We start from the raw sequence: 16,053 nt of genomic DNA on the forward strand, positions 1-16,053 counted from the left end.
TATACCCTATTTTCAGTGCAATGAAAAGTGCTTTTTTGCGGCTGCTTTTTATTTCTTGTATTCTAATCTGATTTTATCTGCAATTAAGGCAATAAATTCTGAATTGGTCGGTTTGCCTTTTCCTGTGCTCACGGTATAGCCAAACAGCTCGTCTATGGTATCCATTTTCCCTCTGCTCCAGGCCACCTCAATGGCGTGGCGGATTGCCCGTTCTACGCGGCTGGGTGTTGTCTGGTGTTTTTTGGCTATGGTCGGATATAAGATCTTAGTAATGGAATTGAGCATTTCCATGTCATTGACAGAGAGGATAATTGCGTCTCTCAGGTACTGATAGCCCTTGATATGTGCCGGAACACCAATCTCATGGATGATGTTTGTCACATCTGCTTCCAGATTTCTCTCGAAATAAGTACCCTTATCCTCATATGCATTGACTTTGCGCAGTTCCTTCACTCTTGTGTCCCTGGACTGCCTGATGTGCTTGATGCGGGACAGCAGCATCTTGTTGTCAAACGGTTTCATAATATAATAATTTGCCCCCAGATTAAAGGCATCCTCTGTGATCTGTTCCTGCCCTACAGCGGATACTACAATAAAAGCGGGATGTTTTTTCAGATTGCCGTCCCTTCCGACACGTTCCATCACGCTTAAACCGTCCACTTTCGGCATTATGATATCTAAAAGTACAACGTCAGGTTCTTTTTCTCTGATTATATCGTATATATCGGCGCCATTGTTGGCATGACCTACCAATTCCAGCTCTTTATCTTCATTGATGAGATTCCCCAGTAAATCCAACATTTTCTCATTATCATCTGCTATAGCGACATTTAACTTTTCCATAACTCGTCCTCCATGTCATGTTGCTCTTTTTCTTCAGTAAATGACGGGCGCCCTGTTGAATCGTCATTTCTGAAGACTACTTGTATTATATTATCAGTTGTTTTCATAATCAAGCTAAATCATCTTACAACTTTCACCGTATTGCGCCACATTCATCAATTTTTCGACATTCAACCTGATTTTGCAGATATTTTTTTGCCTAATCTTCCAGCATTTTTTCAATAAAAATGCCGTAGCCTTTGGTAGAATCCTGTACAAAAACATGTGTCACAGCGCCGATTAGTTTTCCGTTCTGAACAATAGGGCTTCCGCTCATGCCCTGAACGATCCCCCCGGTTGCTGCAAGCAGCTCCGGATCGGTCACCTGTATGGCAAAGGCTTTGTTTGTGTCCGCCTGGTCTCTGTAAATATCTGTTATATTTACCTGATATGCCTTTACCTCGCCTTCCAGATCTGCCAGGATCTGCGCCTCCCCGGTCTCTACCTCCTGTTTGTAGCCCACTTCCATGGAGGTCAGAGGAAGCTTATACATACATCCCTCACTGACAGAGCCGAATATGCCTTTTTCCGTATTGTTGTCAATGGTCCCTATCTTTTTGCTGTCATCATAGTCAATGTAACCTGAAAGTTCACCGGGATTACCTTTTGTCCCTTTTAATACAGATACGATCTGTGCCTGATACAGCTCCCCGCCGGAGATATCGAGAAGTTCCCCTGTATCCGTATCACTGATCCCATGGCCCAGCGCTCCATAACTGCCGTCCTCCTCCACATAAGTCATAGTCCCGATCCCCTGGGTATTGTCCCTCACCCAGATTCCCAGCTTATACTCCTGATCTTCTCCTAACACCGGATCAATGGAGATAGGCACTTCCTCCTCCCCGCGTCTTACAAGAAGCGTCACCGGTTTTCCGTCACAGTCGTGAATCTTGGAAATCAAATCTTTTTTGGAAGAAACAGCTTCCCCATCCACCTGCAGGATGTAATCCCCTGATTTGGCAATGTTAGCGGCCGGTTCACAGGGAATTCCGTCACTGCCTATGATTTCCCCTGTATCCACGATCAAAACGCCCTGTGTGTCCATATAAAGGCCTATGGGCATACCGCACACAGATACCCACTTATCCTCCACAGTCTCCACTTTCACATCCTTCAGCGGAACTACTCCAAGCAGGCTGCAGGGAATCCGGTAGGTGCCGCTGTCCGCCACGTTCAGGGTGTCCGGATAAGTGACCAGAGGATTATCCAGCATTTTGCTGATCCCATCCTCATTTCCTGAACGGACATACAAGGTGTCCGGTATGGAGTCTTTAACCTCCTGATATCCCATTGTGCCGGCTGCAATAATATCTGCTATTAAGAATACGAAAAGAAGGCGCCGATAATTACGCTTTTTCGACAAAAAATCACATCCTTTCATAATTTTTTTAAAAAAGAAAAAAGGATACACTCTTGTGTACCCTTTTTAGTATGTGATGATTCATCTATTTCAATCTTGTATTTTTTTGTTGACGTGCCAAATCTTTCATTTCAGAAGCATTGGATAAAACGGCGTCCGTGATCCTGTCACCGCCCAGCATCCTTGCAAGTTCTCTAACGGACTCCTGCCTGCCCAGCTTCTGGATCCTGGTCCGTGTGCCCATATTTTCCACATTTTTTTCGATCAGAAAATGAAAATCCGCCTGGGCTGCGATCTGGGGCAGATGGGTGATGCACAATACCTGATGCTGCCTTCCGATGACCGCCATCTTTTCTGACACCTTCCAGGCTGTCCTGCCGCTGATCCCCGTGTCAATCTCATCGAAGATCAGAGTCTCCTTCTCGTCCTTGTCTGCCAGAATAGTCTTGATCGCAAGCATGATCCTGGAAAGCTCACCGCCGGATACCACCTTTGTCAGATCTTTCACCGGTTCCCCGGGATTGGTGGATATCATGAAGCAGATACGGTCCACACCGTTTTCTGTGAAGACTTCCTTTTTTGCAAAATCAATGCGAAATTCCACTTCCAGAAAATTCAGATCTTTCAGCCCCTGGGTTATCTTGTGTTCCAGCTTTTCTGCCCAGGTTTTTCTGGATCTTGTCAGAGCTTCGCTTTTCTTTGTGAGTGCCTCCGCTTTCCCGGACAGCTCATGTTTCAGCTGCTCCTTGTAATGTTCAAAGTTCCGGAGACGTTCCAGTTCTTTTTCTTTCTCTTCTTTATAAAGGAAAACATCAGAAATGGTCTTTCCGTATTTTGCCTTTAAATGATTCACCAAGTTCAGTCTCTCCTCAAGCTGTAAAAACTCTTCCTGGGAGAAAGAGAAATCATTTAGATAAGAGGACAGTTCCCTGTTAAAATCACTTAAAAGCGCATCCACATCACTCAATGAAGCGTACAGCCCGGAAAGATTTTCGTCAAATTCCGTAACCTGGGCAAGGCGCCGCACAGCTCTTCCGATCCTGTCTGCGCTTCCATCCCTCTCATATCCGGTCTGTTCATATATCTCATCCAGTGCTTCCGTGATCTTTTTACCGTTTATCAGGCGGCGGTACTCTGTCTCAAGAGCTTCATCCTCGCCTTCCTTTAACTGGGCATCCTCAATCTCACCAATCTCAAATGCAAGAAAATCCATCTCCCGCTTCCGCTGTTCCTCGTCAAGTTGGTAGGTGGAAAGTTCCTTTTTCATATCTGCATATTCTCTGTACAGCTTAGCTGTCTTTTCCCTGACCGGCCAAATATCCTCCCTGCCATAGGCATCCAGAATATCCATTTGTTTTTCCGGATATAATAAGGATTGGTGTTCATGCTGACCATGGATATCCAGCAGATATGAGGCAGCTTCTTTAACCACAGATACGGTACAGGTTTCTCCGTTGATCTTACAGATACTTCTGCTCCCGGTGATTTTCCTGCTGATAATAATCTGCCCATCTTCAGGAAAAATATCCATGGCCTTCAAATGTGCTGCTGTTTTTTCATTCACCTCAAAAACCAGCTCCACAAAAGCAAATTCCGCGCCGTCCCGTATCATCTCTTTGGAAGCCTTCTGTCCCAATGCCAGATTGACGGAACCAATGAGGACCGATTTACCGGCGCCTGTCTCACCTGTGAGAATATTCAGGCCTTCTGCAAAATCCACTTCTATCTCGTCGATCAGCGCCAGATTTTTTACATGTAAATGTACCAGCATACTTTTTACCTTGTACTCTCTTCATAAGCATTGATTATTTTTTTGATCTTATCCATTAAAATGATCGTGTCATCTGTACTCCTGTTGATGCAGGCAATGGTATCATCCCCGGCAATACAGCCCACCACTTCGCTGTAATTCATATTGTCCAGGGCCGCGCCTGCAGCATTTGCCATACCGGAAACCGTTTTGATCACCAGAATATTTTGTGCCATCTCCATGGATACAAAAGCATCTTTGAGAACCCTTATGTATTTCTCGCTGTTCTGGCTGTCCCTGGGTCCCATGACCGTATACCTGGAGCCTCCGTCCGGCTTGGCGATCTTCATCAGCTTCAGTTCCCGGATATCACGTGATACGGTGGCCTGCGTTACCGCAAAGCCGGCCTCCTGCAGTTTTGCAGCCAGTTCTTCCTGTGTCTCAATATCATATTGGTTGATCAGATCAATGATCTTTGAATGTCTGGCAATCTTCATGGTTCCCTCCTTCCATAAAATTTCACTTGTTCCATATATTTGAACACTCTGCTGCTGTCAATCCATAGCCGTATAGACAGCGAAACATTTTATCAGTTCTTCATTTTCCGCCGCAGCACTTCCAGGAAACTGATATTGCTGATCTTTACGATCTGGGTATCACGGACCGAACGCCTGATCACGATCCTGTCCCCGGTTGTCATAATCACATTGGTATCCCCATCAAAGGATGCCACCGCCCGTGCCATACCTTTCTGCCTGCCCTCACCGATCTCCACGGTTATCTCGTCATCCGCCGGGAAGATCACGCTTCTGGTGTTCAGGGTATGAGGCGCTACCGGCGTCATGATCAGAATATTGGTCTCCGGAGATACAATGGGTCCTCCTGCGGAAAGGCTGTATCCTGTGGACCCTGTTGCCGTGGAAATAATAATGCCGTCCGCTGTGTAGGAGTTTAAAAATTCCCCGTTTACAAAATTGTGAAACCGGGTGACACGCAGAGGGCCTTCTCTCCCGATCACAATATCATTGAGCGCCACGTCTTTAGCCACAAGCTCTCCCCCATGGAATACCCTGCCGCTTAACATCATCCGTTTTTCAATGGTATACTCATCAAGCATCAGGTGGTTCAGGGCTGACTCAATATTGGAGTGGTCGATCTCAGCCAGATATCCCAGGGTTCCCAGATTAATTCCCAGAAGAGGGATCTGCCTGTCCACCACGTCCCTGGCTGCATGGAGCAGTGTACCGTCCCCGCCTAAAACAATGACGCATTCCACCCCTTCCGGTATGGAAGAGGCATCTGTATAATGGTTATTGGCATCTCTTTCACAGGATTTCTCTGCCCCGATGGTGCACATTTTTCCCTTGCTCTTGAGATAAGCCTCCGCCTTTTTGGAAATTTTCAGTCCCTCGTCTTTTTCACAGTTGGCTATGATAAAAAATTTTTCCATTCGTCTATTTGTCCAGCTCTCTGTGCGCCTCGCTTACCACTGTGTGAACGTCCAGAGCGGCATCCTCTGCTGGCTCTTCTCCATCTTTTTTCTTTAAGTGCAAAAGGTACTCAATGTTGCCTTCCGGTCCTTTGATCGGCGAAAACTCCAGGTGCAGAGCAGCAAATCCGATACTTTTTGCATATTCCATGACTTTTTCGATCACTTCTTCATGCACCTTGGGGTCTCTGACCACACCTTTTTTGCCCACCTTTTCTCTTCCCGCCTCAAACTGGGGCTTGATCAGGCAGACAATCTCACCGCCTTCAAGCAGCAGCTCCCGGACCGGCAGCAGTACCTTGGTCAGGGAGATAAAGGATACATCTATGGAGGAAAAACCCGCGCGCTCCCCCAGGTCCTTTGGCACCACATAGCGGATATTGGTCCGTTCCATGCAGACCACCCGCTCATCATTTCTAAGCTTCCAGTCAAGCTGTCCGTGTCCCACGTCAATGGCGTAAACTTTCACAGCTCCGTTCTGAAGCATACAGTCCGTAAACCCTCCTGTGGAAGAACCTACGTCCATGCACACTTTGCCTTCCAGGGTCACGCCGAAACGCTCCATAGCCTTCTCCAGCTTCAGTCCGCCGCGGCTTACATACTTCAGCGTACTGCCCCTTACCTCCAGCTTTACGGTATCGGCAAACATGGAGCCTGCCTTATCTTCTTTCTGATTGTCCACATAGACATTGCCTGACATAATTATGGCCTTGGCCTTCTCTCTTGACGGTGCAAGCCCTTGTTTTACCAGCATCACATCCAGACGCTCTTTCATCCTTTGTATGCCTCCTTGATCTTCTTATATATGGACAGAGCATCAATACCCACTTCTTTTTTCAGCACATCCGGGCTGCCGTGGGAAATAAACGCATCCGGAACTGCTACAATCTCCACACGTACCTGAGGATGCCTCTCATGCATATAGGCCAGCACGGTGCTGCCGAAGCCTCCGGATCTTACATTTTCCTCCATGGTCACAAGCATCTTGTGGTCATCAGCCAGGCTGTCCAGCATTTTTGTATCCAGAGGTTTTACGAACCTGGCATTTACCAGTGTTGGATCTTTCTCTTCCTCTTTCAGCAAATGGTATACTTCCTCCGCAGTCTTTACCATACTTCCCACCGGAAGCAGTGCAATGTCCTTTCCCTTATAGATCATCTCACTCTTACCGTACACCATTGGTTCCCTGTACTCTTCCAGGCCGTCATAGGCCGCGCCCCGCGGGTAGCGGACTGCAATGGGACCGTTGTGGCGCACCGCAAACTTCATCATATCGGAAAGCTCCCATTTATTTTTCGGAGCCATGACCGTCATGTTGGGAATCATAGACAGATAGGATAGATCAAAGCATCCCTGATGGGTCTCCCCGTCACTTCCCACAATGCCTGCCCGGTCCACGGCAAATATCACATGCAGATTCTGGAGACAGACATCCTCGATCACCTGGTCCATGGCTCTTTGCAGAAAAGAGGAATAGACTGCTACCACGGGGATCATCCCCCCCAAGGCAAGACCTGCCGCAAAGGTCACGGCGTGTTCCTCCGCGATGCCCACATCAAAAAAGCGATCCGGGAACATATTGCGGAACCGTTTCAGCCCTGTTCCGTCCGGCATGGCTGCTGTGACAGCTACCACCTTTTTTTCCCTGTCGCCGAATTTTCTCATGACTGTGGAAAAAATATCCGTGTAATTGGCCTTCCCGCTGTTAGCCAAGGGAATTCCATGTTCCAGGTCAAACGCGGCTGTTCCGTGAAATCTGGCCGGATGGCGCATGGCAGGTTCGTATCCCCTGCCCTTCTCTGTAAGCACATGGACCAGCACGGGGCCTTCCACCTTCCTGGCTTCATTGAGCACCTGGATCATACGGCCGCAGTCATGACCACTGATGGGTCCCAGGTATTTGATCCCCATGTCCTCAAAAAACATGCCCGGAATGATCAGTTGTTTGATACTGTCCTTTGTCTTGTGGATCCTATGCACCATGGCAGGTCCTATGCCGGGCACCTTGTTCAGCGTGCGCTTTACTTCCGTCTTCAGCCCTGTGTAGGAGTCTGCTGTGCGCAGATTACTCAGGTACTGGGAAATACCTCCCACATTTTCGGAAATGGACATTTTATTGTCATTGAGTACAATGATAAAATTCTTTTTTAACTGCGCTGCGTTGTTGAGGGCTTCATAAGCCAGACCGCCTGTCAGGGCACCGTCTCCTATGACGGAGACTACCCGGTAGTCCTCATTTGACAGATCCCGCGCGCTGACATACCCCACCCCCGCAGAAATGGAAGTGGAGCTGTGTCCTGTATCATAAGCGTCACATGAGCTCTCCGACCTTTTGGGGAATCCGCTCAGTCCGCCGAATTTTCTAAGTTCGTCAAAGCCTTCTTTCCGCCCGGTCAGGATCTTATGGGTATAGGACTGATGCCCCACATCCCAGATAATCTTATCTTTGGGCAAATCAAAGACATAGTGCAGAGCCATCGTCAGCTCCACAGCTCCCAGATTGGAAGCCAGATGCCCCCCTGTCCTGCTTAAATGCTCCAGCAGGAATTCCCTGATCTCCTGTGCAAGCTGCGGGAAATTCTCAGGCGGGATCCTCTTGATATCATTTTCTTTTTTTATCTGCTCTAACAGCATTTCTTACTGCACCTCTATTTTCTGCGGGTGCAAAGTGAGATCAGCAATTCTGTGAGAAACTCTTTTTCTCCGGGCAGCTCCTGCAAAAGCCCAATGGCTTCCTCTGTCAGAATTCTGACCTTCTCTCCCGCTTTTTCGATTCCTTCCAGGGTCACATAGGTGGTCTTGTTGTTTTTCTCATCGCTGCCCACAGCCTTTCCAAGCTCTTTCGTGCTGCCCGTCACATCCAGGATATCGTCCCGGATCTGGAAGGCAATGCCGATACGGCCTGCCGCCTGTTCAATTTTTTCTGTCTCCTCTTTGGATGCCCCTGCAAGCACTGCGCCGATCATCATGGCGCACTCAATAAGCGCTGATGTCTTATTCTCATATATATAGTCAAGCATTTCCCTGGTAAGGGGTTTTCCGTCGTTTTCCACGTCCACGCCCTGACCGCCCAGCATTCCGTATATACCGGTTTTTCTGCCCAGTATCTTAAGAGCCTGAGCGATTCTGGTCTGCATAGGCGCCCCGCATGCGCAGGTCATATCAAAAGCGGCAAATGCCGTCTCATAGGCATAATTCAGCAGGGCATCCCCTGCCAGTATGGCTGCTGATTCCCCGTAGACCACATGTGTGGTTTTTCGTCCCCTGCGGTACTCGTCATTGTCAAGGGCAGGAAGATCATCATGGATCAGTGAGTGCGTATGCACCATCTCCATCGCTGCCATAAAAGGTTCCACAAGTTCCTCCCTGCCTCCGAACATGCGGTATGTCTCATACATAAAAACAGGACGCAGGCGCTTTCCCCCTGCCAGCATACTGTAGTTCACTGCCTCAGCCATATTTTTAGAAAACCCGGACTCCTCCGGCAGGTATTTTCGGATGACCTGTTCAGCCAGATATGTCCTCTTCTGTAATTCTTCTTTAAAATTCACTTAATTCACCATTCTCATTCATCTTGAGCATCTTTTTTTCCACAGTATCAATTTTTCCGCTGCACTGTTTTAAAAGCTCCATCCCCTGCTGGTACATGGTAAAGGAGTCCTCCAGGGAAATCTCCCTGCTCTCCAGCTTTTCCACAATGGTGTCCAGTTCTTTTAAGGATTCTTCGATCGTCTTTTCTTCTGCTTCTTTTTTCGCTGCCAAATATCACACCTCTTCCCGGTTTTTACTCTGTATCGTCTGTTTCACATTTACCATCTTCCTTCGGCTTTCCTGCGGCACAAGCGTGCAGCTCTTTCTCACAGCCGCCCCGGTCAACTCTGCCCAAAGCCTGCGTATATGTCACATCCGCAGATATACATCCGTCGCTGACCTGTATATGCAGAGTATCGTCCACCTTTACCTGCGCTATGCTGGTCACTGCATGGTGTCTTATATCTTCCACATAGGAAAATCCCTGATTCAGCTTTTCAAGGGGAGACAATCCCTTCATCCTCTCAATGTAAATATCCAGACTTCTTCTTGCCATATAGATCTGATTCTTCATGGCAGCCTCCATCTTATCCTCCAGATCCATCAGATGCTGGCGTTTTTCCCGAATCTGGTTCTCGGGACTTAAAAAACGCAGCTTATTCTGATAGAGACGCAGATGCTGCCGAAGAAGCAGAGCCTTGTTCTCCACACTTCTGGAAAGTTTCTCCCGGTAATCCTCAAAAGTTTTTAACAACATACGCACATCGCCAACCGCCAGCTCTGCCGCCGCAGAAGGCGTGGGGGCACGCAAATCTGCCACATAGTCCGCAATGGTGGTGTCTGTCTCATGCCCAACGGCTGAGATCACAGGCGTCTTACAATTGAAAATGGCACGCGCCACTTCCTCCTCATTAAAAGCCCACAAATCCTCAATGGAACCGCCGCCTCTTCCCACGATCATCACATCCACGCCATAGTCGTCCAGCATCCGGATCCCCTTCACAATGCTTTCTTTGGCGCCTTCCCCCTGTACAAGTGCAGGGTAAAGGATGATCTGCACGTATGGATTTCTTCTGCCTGCCACATTCCGTATATCCTGCACGGCTGCCCCTGTGGGAGCGGTGACCACGCCCAGGGTACGGATATGCTTCGGTATGGGCTGTTTATAATCCTGGGCAAACATACCCATCTCCTCCAGCTCACGTTTCAGAGCCAGGTAGCGCTCATATAAAAGGCCAGCCCCTTCCAGGGTGATCTCTTTTGCATAGAGCTGGTATTTGCCGTCTCTTTCGTATACATTCACACTGCCGCCCACAATTACCTTGTCCCCGTTTTTCATCTGGAAGGCCAGGCCTTTTCTGGCTCCTGCAAACATTACACAGGCCATAGCTCCTGTCTCATCCTTCAGGGAAAAATAAATATGGCCGGAAGTATGGTACTTACAATTGGATACTTCCCCTTTTATATAGATTTTATTTAAAAGGAAGTCCTGCGTGAACATATTTTTAATGTAGGTGTTCACCTGTCCTACGGAGTAGACGCTGTTCATGACAGCTCCTTGGCAATCTTTCCTAAAATACCGTTTACAAAAGAGGAAGAATCATCGCCGCCGAATTTTTTTGCCAGCTCTACTGCCTCATTGATTGCCACCTTCACAGGCACATCCTCATCGTATTTCATTTCATAGACCGCAAGGCGCAGGATATTCACATCCACCTTGCTCATGCGGCTCACTTTCCATCCGGAGGACGCCAGGTTCAATGTGCCGTCAATCTCATCCAGATGTTCCAGAATCTTCTCGTATTTGTTCTGCATATAGGCTTCGTTTATGGGAGCCAGTTCCTCCAGGGATTCAAAATACATCCGAATCTGATCCGGCATCTCCTCTGACGGATTAAATTCTCTTAAAAACAGGAGCTTAAAAATATGCTCCCTCATTTCTCTTCTACCCATGGTTATCCTCCGTTTGTGTTTGTAATCATTTCAGACTCACTCTAATCTTCTATAAAGAAAAGGTGCCCTTTTTGTAAAAGACACCTTTTCATTTTTACTTCAAAATGCTGTGCTTCACTTGTCAGGGTACTGAAGGGTTTTTCACCTTATTTGGTCTTTTCCATCTCCACACTGGCAATCCGCACATTTACATCGGAAACATTCAGACCTGTCATATTTTCAATCGCAGATTTTACTCTCTCCTGCACCTTTTTGCTGGTTTCCAGGATATTGAAACCATATTCAATATTCAGGGCTAAATCTACACAGACAACATCCTCAAGCACGTCCACTTTGACACCCTTGGAAAGGTTTTTCATGCCCAGCTTACCTACCAGTTCATTGGTGATATTTCCTGCCATGGAGCCAACACCGTCAACTTCTGTAGCAGCCAGTCCTGCGATGATAGCGACTACTTCGTCAGCAATCTGCACTTCACCCAGCGAACCGTTATCATGTATCTTATAAATATTTCTGTCTTCCGCCATAGTTTCAACCTCCTATAGGAAAATCTCCTGGTTGTTATTATACCAAATTCCTATGAAAATTAAAAGAGAAATTTTTATGCTGGAAAATCAATGCCGGAAAATCATATGGTATCAAGGGCGGACGGAAGGCGGTGGGAAGGCGGACGGAAGNAGTTTATCCCACCCCGCCCCGCCCCCATCCGCTTCCTGTTTTTCATTAGCCACAGTTTTTGTGGCTTTTTCTATTCTTGCTCATATCCTTATAAGATGAAATCATGTACAACAACGCCGTAACCATATGAGGTGCATATTTGTTTTTTATCAAATTATCGTATGGCCATTCTCTTATTATCTTCCGGCAGAGAACACTAGGGTTGGAGGGGGAGGCTGCTGTCCTCTTCCGGGAGACATTGCGGTAGAGAGCCTGAAAATCCATCGCTTACGGAGACTTGGCGCGAAGCCTTTGCTGAGCGTCTTAGCCGCAGTTAGCGATTAGTTGAAGGGGAACGGAGCTGGCTGCCGGAAGAGGACAGCAGCCTCCCCCTCCAACCCGTCCCCCTACCAGCCATTTTCATTAAATATCCCTTCCCAAACGATAAGCCGCCCGTGCCGCCTCCAGCACTCTTCCGCCTGAGAAGCTGTCACCAATATTATACATCTCTTTCGCCGCATGCATTCTAAGCCCCTCCAGATACAAGCTGTCATCCGGCCTTCCGCCCATTGCAAATACGACCAGATCAGCGGCAAGCTCCCTCGCCTCCCTCTCCGGGCCGATCTTTTTAGCCAGTGGATTGGCAATATTCTCGGGGAGCTGGGGCTGCCAGGTATTGTATGGGTCCGGTACGCCTTTTGATATGTTTTTTTCTATCTGGACTCCGCTCCCTGTAAACCCTGTAACCTTCGCACAATTGAGAAGCCTGACACCGGCCTTTTCCATGTAATGGATCAGATGATAGCGGTTGGCTGTACACGCACCGCTCATAATGTAGGGCAGCATCTCTACCACCGTCACATCACAGCCTTTCTCATATTTAAGCCAGTATGCCGTCTCGCATCCCACAACACCGCCGCCGATGACTACGGTTTTCTTTGCCTCTCCCAGCTTTCCAGGATCGATCAGAAGGTCTGTGGCCTGCACCCAGTGTGCCCGGTCCACTCCCGGAATTTTTGGCACCACACTGGTGGTTCCGATATTGTAAACAATGGCGTCAAAGTTCTGTTCTTTCAGCCAGGAGGTATCTGCCTCCACACCGGTGGACACTGTAAGACTGCCTTTTTCCTCTGCCAGACGGACTTCTCTGACGAGATATTCCAGATAGTTCTTAAAATCAAATTTAATCTTAGGCCTGCTGCCCGGCACAACCTTGCCTCCAAGCTCTTTTTCCCGCTCGATGAGAGTCACCTGGTGTCCCCGGGCTGACGCGGTCAGGGCAAACTGCATGCCCGAGGGGCCTGCACCCACAACAGCGATCTTCTTTTTCTGTTCAGCTCTTGGCAGTGTCTCGGGGATCACATCCTCGAATCCGGTTCTGGGATTCACGGCACACTGGGGATGGCCGCCCTCCACAAACTCATTGATGCAGCCTTCCTGACATCCGATGCAGGGACGGATCCGCTCCACCTCTCCGGCATATGCCTTTTTACACCAGTCCGGGTCAGCCAGAAGGGGACGTCCCAGCATGACAAGGTCGCACATGCCGTCTCGGATGGCTTTCTCCGCCAAATCCGGGTATCCCAGTTTTCCCACTGCTACAATGGGCACCTCCAGACCGGCATTGGATCTCACTTCCCTGGTCTTGAAATATTTTTTTGCGATCCTGGAAATATCCAGGAAGCAGCCTGCAGGCATTCCTGCCGGGGGATGGGGCAGCCACCAGTTGTCATAGCAGCCCAAATCCACATCAAACATATCCACACCTGCTTTTACCAGGTTTTCCATATAGCGCAGCGTGTCATAGATGGTTCTGCCGTTTGTAAATTTCTTTAAGGATCTCACCGTCTCCATCCGCTCTTTGTAAGTCTCATTGAGGGCCAGGGATAAGTCGATCCTGTACATGATCGGGTAGCTGTCCCCCACACGTTTTCTGATCTCCCGTACCAGGTCCAGGCCAAAATTCTGCCAGTAGGCATATCTTCCTGCTTTTCTCCGGTTGAACGCCGGGTTTGTGAGCTGATCCAGAAGATAGCCCTCATGCCCGTGGAGATAGACGCCGTCAAGACCTGCCGTCTTTGCGTCAGAGGCAGCCTGGCTGCCATTTTTAATGATCTTGTGAAGGCCCAGGTCGGTGAGCGGCAGACAGGGCAGCTCCGGAATATAGAAATTGGGATTCAGGGATGCGGAACAGGGCAGCTTCATCTCATTGATCACGCACTGGGGCGGTCCCACCCTTCCAAGTCCGGGGGTAAGCTGAATAAAGATCCGGCTTCCATATGCATGTACACCCTGTGCCAAATCCCGCCATCCGGAGAAAACAGTCCTGCTTCTGTCAATCCTAGGGAAAAAGCTTAATTTTCCAGGCTCGGTAACCGTATTGTCAATGCCATGGCTGATAGGGATCAGCCCGGTTGTGAGAAGGCCGGTCCCTCCTTTTGCCCTGGCAAAGAAATACTGAAGCATCTTGTCATTTGGCCGTCCGTTTTCCTCACACATATTCAGATTGCCCATGGGCGCCATGACCACCCTGTTTTTCAGGGTGATACGGTTGACCCGTATGGGTGAAAAGACTGCGTCATAGGGATACAGCTCTTTGCTCATGACAGCCGTGTGCCCTGGACAGTTTTCTTTCTCCTCCTGTACCCAATTGCCGTAGCTGTCAACCAGCTTCTGAACGATTTTATCTGTTTTCAAATGTGTCACCTCTCTCTGTTCTGGAAATGCATCTTCCGAAGCCCCTCCACCTCATCGCAGATTTCTTTTAATCCGCAGGTGCTGCACTCTTTATCTGCCTTTTCCATGATCTTATTCAGTGCTTTTGTTATCATTTTATTCTTTTTGGCAAGCTGATCCAGTGCTTTGAAATCTACGGTATCCCCGGTTATGAAAAGGACCTGCACGGCTTTTACACCGGGGTATTCCAAATAGTTTCTGATAAACAGATTTCCTGTCTGCGCAAAGGTAAGCCCGTCCTTCACAGCCTTTTTTCCCACACGTACCTGTTCCCGCACCTCCATGGAGGAGGCCCTCACCATAAAACCTTCCGGGTAGACGCTGTATTTTATCAGGTCAATATCTTTACAGATGTGATATGCCCTGTCGTCTTCCCCTATATCCCCGGTCTCCGCAAAAGTGATTCTTGCATAGGAGAGGGGGCCTTTTATCTGCCCCAGATCGGGACCGTAGACCAGGGTGGCGCTTTGCCCTACAATACCGGGCGTGGAGGAGATACAGGTGTATGCCGCACTCTTTTTCTCCCTTCCCCCAAGCTCAAAGGCCGTCTCTTTTTGGAGCAGTACCTGGCTCTCCTTCCTGGCCGGTGCACAGTTCTCTGCGTCATAGGGAAAACAGGCGGACGGGATATCCCGCAGCAGGAAACGGGTGTCCCGAATGATCCGGTCCTGTATCTCCATTAAAGTTTTCTCTCCCTGTCCATATCGTCATAATGCTTTCCCAGCAGCTTGTAGACAAAACCGATCAGCTTCACATCCAGATTGAATATGTATATGATAAACAGCAGGACAGCTGCGACGGTACTCACTGCCAGTACCTTTTTCAGGATGCATCCGTGTTTTTTGATACAGCATGTTTTTACACAGCACTCTTTCTTCATAGGATTTCCTCCTTTACCTTCTTCCCTTCTGGCGGGCATATTCCGCTGCTCCCAGCGCTCCCATAAGCTGCGGGTCCACGTCCAGGTCGATCACTTTTACTTTCAGGACATGTTCGATGGCCTTTTTCAGCCCTGCATTTTTGGCACAGCCTCCGGTCAGCGTGATCCTGTCCGTAACACCGGCTTTTTTTGCCATGACAAAACATCTCTTTGCCACTGCCAGCTCGATCCCGGCTGCGATCTCATCCCTGGCCTTTCCCTCACCTACCAGGGTAATGACTTCGCTCTCCGCAAACACGGTACACTGGGCCGTGATGGGTATCACATTTTTTGCGCTTAAAGACAGGTTTGAAAAATCCTCCAGGGACATTTCAAAAGCATTTGCCATGGTCTCAAAAAAGCGTCCGGTCCCGGCTGCACATTTGTCATTCATGGCAAAATTTTTAACGGTTCCGTCTTTATCTATGGCGATTCCTTTCACATCCTGACCGCCGATATCAATGATGGCGCTCACCTCCGGGTTTGTCACATGGACGCCCATGGCATGGCAGCTTATCTCTGAAATATTTTCATCCGCAAAGGGTACCTTGTTCCTGCCATATCCGGTTCCGATCAGATAGGCCAGGTCTTTGGGGCTGTTCAGCTCCTCCACCTGTTTTACGGTTTCATCCATGGCGATCACGGAGCTTTCCGATGGATTGATCTTACTTTTTATTGTTGTGTGGGCAGCTATATTTCCCTCTTCATCCAGAATCACGCATTTGGTATAGGTGGAGCCCACGTCACATCCGCCATAATATTTTTTCATTGCCTGC

General features: G+C 48.6%; 16 protein-coding genes. All 16 read right to left on the bottom strand.

Annotated elements, in window-relative coordinates; translation table 11 throughout:
- Nucleotides 1–48: 48 nt before the first annotated feature.
- The gene (spo0A, locus tag C6P39_RS26885; protein WP_033141185.1) at nucleotides 49–843 is read right to left on the bottom strand and encodes a sporulation transcription factor Spo0A; all 795 of its coding nucleotides are present in this window, start codon (nucleotides 841–843) and stop codon (nucleotides 49–51) included.
- Nucleotides 844–1,042: 199 nt separating this feature from the next.
- Nucleotides 1,043–2,245 carry a SpoIVB peptidase gene (gene spoIVB / locus C6P39_RS26890; RefSeq protein ID WP_242987151.1) on the bottom strand — a complete coding sequence of 401 codons (1,203 nt, stop codon included), beginning with the start codon at nucleotides 2,243–2,245 and terminating at the stop codon, nucleotides 1,043–1,045.
- An 82-nt stretch (nucleotides 2,246–2,327) separates the two neighbouring features.
- The gene (recN, locus tag C6P39_RS26895; protein WP_104805769.1) at nucleotides 2,328–4,013 is read right to left on the bottom strand and encodes a DNA repair protein RecN; all 1,686 of its coding nucleotides are present in this window, start codon (nucleotides 4,011–4,013) and stop codon (nucleotides 2,328–2,330) included.
- A gap of 5 nt (nucleotides 4,014–4,018) precedes the next feature.
- Nucleotides 4,019–4,489 (bottom strand): arginine repressor, encoded by a 471-nt coding sequence (gene argR / locus C6P39_RS26900; RefSeq protein WP_095172468.1) that lies wholly within the window; start codon nucleotides 4,487–4,489, stop codon nucleotides 4,019–4,021.
- A gap of 92 nt (nucleotides 4,490–4,581) precedes the next feature.
- A complete protein-coding gene (locus tag C6P39_RS26905) occupies nucleotides 4,582–5,442 on the bottom strand; it encodes an NAD(+)/NADH kinase (RefSeq protein ID WP_104805770.1) in 861 nt (286 codons plus the stop codon).
- A gap of 4 nt (nucleotides 5,443–5,446) precedes the next feature.
- Entirely contained in the window at nucleotides 5,447–6,256 is an 810-nt protein-coding gene (locus C6P39_RS26910) for a TlyA family RNA methyltransferase (protein WP_095172466.1), read from the bottom strand.
- The gene (gene dxs, locus C6P39_RS26915; protein WP_104805771.1) at nucleotides 6,253–8,115 is read right to left on the bottom strand and encodes a 1-deoxy-D-xylulose-5-phosphate synthase; all 1,863 of its coding nucleotides are present in this window, start codon (nucleotides 8,113–8,115) and stop codon (nucleotides 6,253–6,255) included. The genes C6P39_RS26910 and dxs overlap by 4 nt, the downstream gene beginning before the upstream one ends.
- A gap of 14 nt (nucleotides 8,116–8,129) precedes the next feature.
- Entirely contained in the window at nucleotides 8,130–9,032 is a 903-nt protein-coding gene (locus C6P39_RS26920) for a polyprenyl synthetase family protein (RefSeq protein WP_104805772.1), read from the bottom strand.
- Nucleotides 9,022–9,243, bottom strand: coding sequence for an exodeoxyribonuclease VII small subunit (gene xseB, locus C6P39_RS26925; protein ID WP_095172463.1), 222 nt, complete (start codon nucleotides 9,241–9,243; stop codon nucleotides 9,022–9,024). Before xseB ends, C6P39_RS26920 begins: the two co-directional genes overlap by 11 nt.
- 22 nt (nucleotides 9,244–9,265) lie before the next feature.
- Complete coding sequence (gene xseA / locus C6P39_RS26930) at nucleotides 9,266–10,561, bottom strand: exodeoxyribonuclease VII large subunit (protein ID WP_242987153.1); 1,296 nt, start codon at nucleotides 10,559–10,561, stop codon at nucleotides 9,266–9,268.
- Nucleotides 10,558–10,965, bottom strand: a complete 408-nt coding sequence (gene nusB / locus C6P39_RS26935; protein WP_095172462.1) for a transcription antitermination factor NusB — start codon at nucleotides 10,963–10,965, stop codon at nucleotides 10,558–10,560. The genes xseA and nusB overlap by 4 nt, the downstream gene beginning before the upstream one ends.
- 146 nt (nucleotides 10,966–11,111) lie before the next feature.
- The gene (locus C6P39_RS26940) at nucleotides 11,112–11,492 is read right to left on the bottom strand and encodes an Asp23/Gls24 family envelope stress response protein (RefSeq protein WP_095172461.1); all 381 of its coding nucleotides are present in this window, start codon (nucleotides 11,490–11,492) and stop codon (nucleotides 11,112–11,114) included.
- A 553-nt stretch (nucleotides 11,493–12,045) separates the two neighbouring features.
- Nucleotides 12,046–14,319 carry an oxidoreductase gene (locus tag C6P39_RS26945; RefSeq protein WP_104805773.1) on the bottom strand — a complete coding sequence of 758 codons (2,274 nt, stop codon included), beginning with the start codon at nucleotides 14,317–14,319 and terminating at the stop codon, nucleotides 12,046–12,048.
- 5 nt (nucleotides 14,320–14,324) lie between these two features.
- Entirely contained in the window at nucleotides 14,325–15,038 is a 714-nt protein-coding gene (locus tag C6P39_RS26950; protein WP_095172458.1) for a hypothetical protein, read from the bottom strand.
- Nucleotides 15,038–15,238, bottom strand: a complete 201-nt coding sequence (locus C6P39_RS26955) for a hypothetical protein (RefSeq protein ID WP_095172457.1) — start codon at nucleotides 15,236–15,238, stop codon at nucleotides 15,038–15,040. Before C6P39_RS26955 ends, C6P39_RS26950 begins: the two co-directional genes overlap by 1 nt.
- Before the next feature lie 13 nt (nucleotides 15,239–15,251).
- On the bottom strand, nucleotides 15,252–16,046 hold the full coding sequence (locus C6P39_RS26960) for an acyl-CoA dehydratase activase (protein WP_095172456.1): 795 nt from the start codon (nucleotides 16,044–16,046) through the stop codon (nucleotides 15,252–15,254).
- Nucleotides 16,047–16,053: the final 7 nt, after the last annotated feature.

Source organism: Blautia marasmi, assembly GCF_900258535.1.
In the GTDB taxonomy this organism is placed as follows: Bacteria; Bacillota; Clostridia; order Lachnospirales; family Lachnospiraceae; genus Blautia; species Blautia hominis.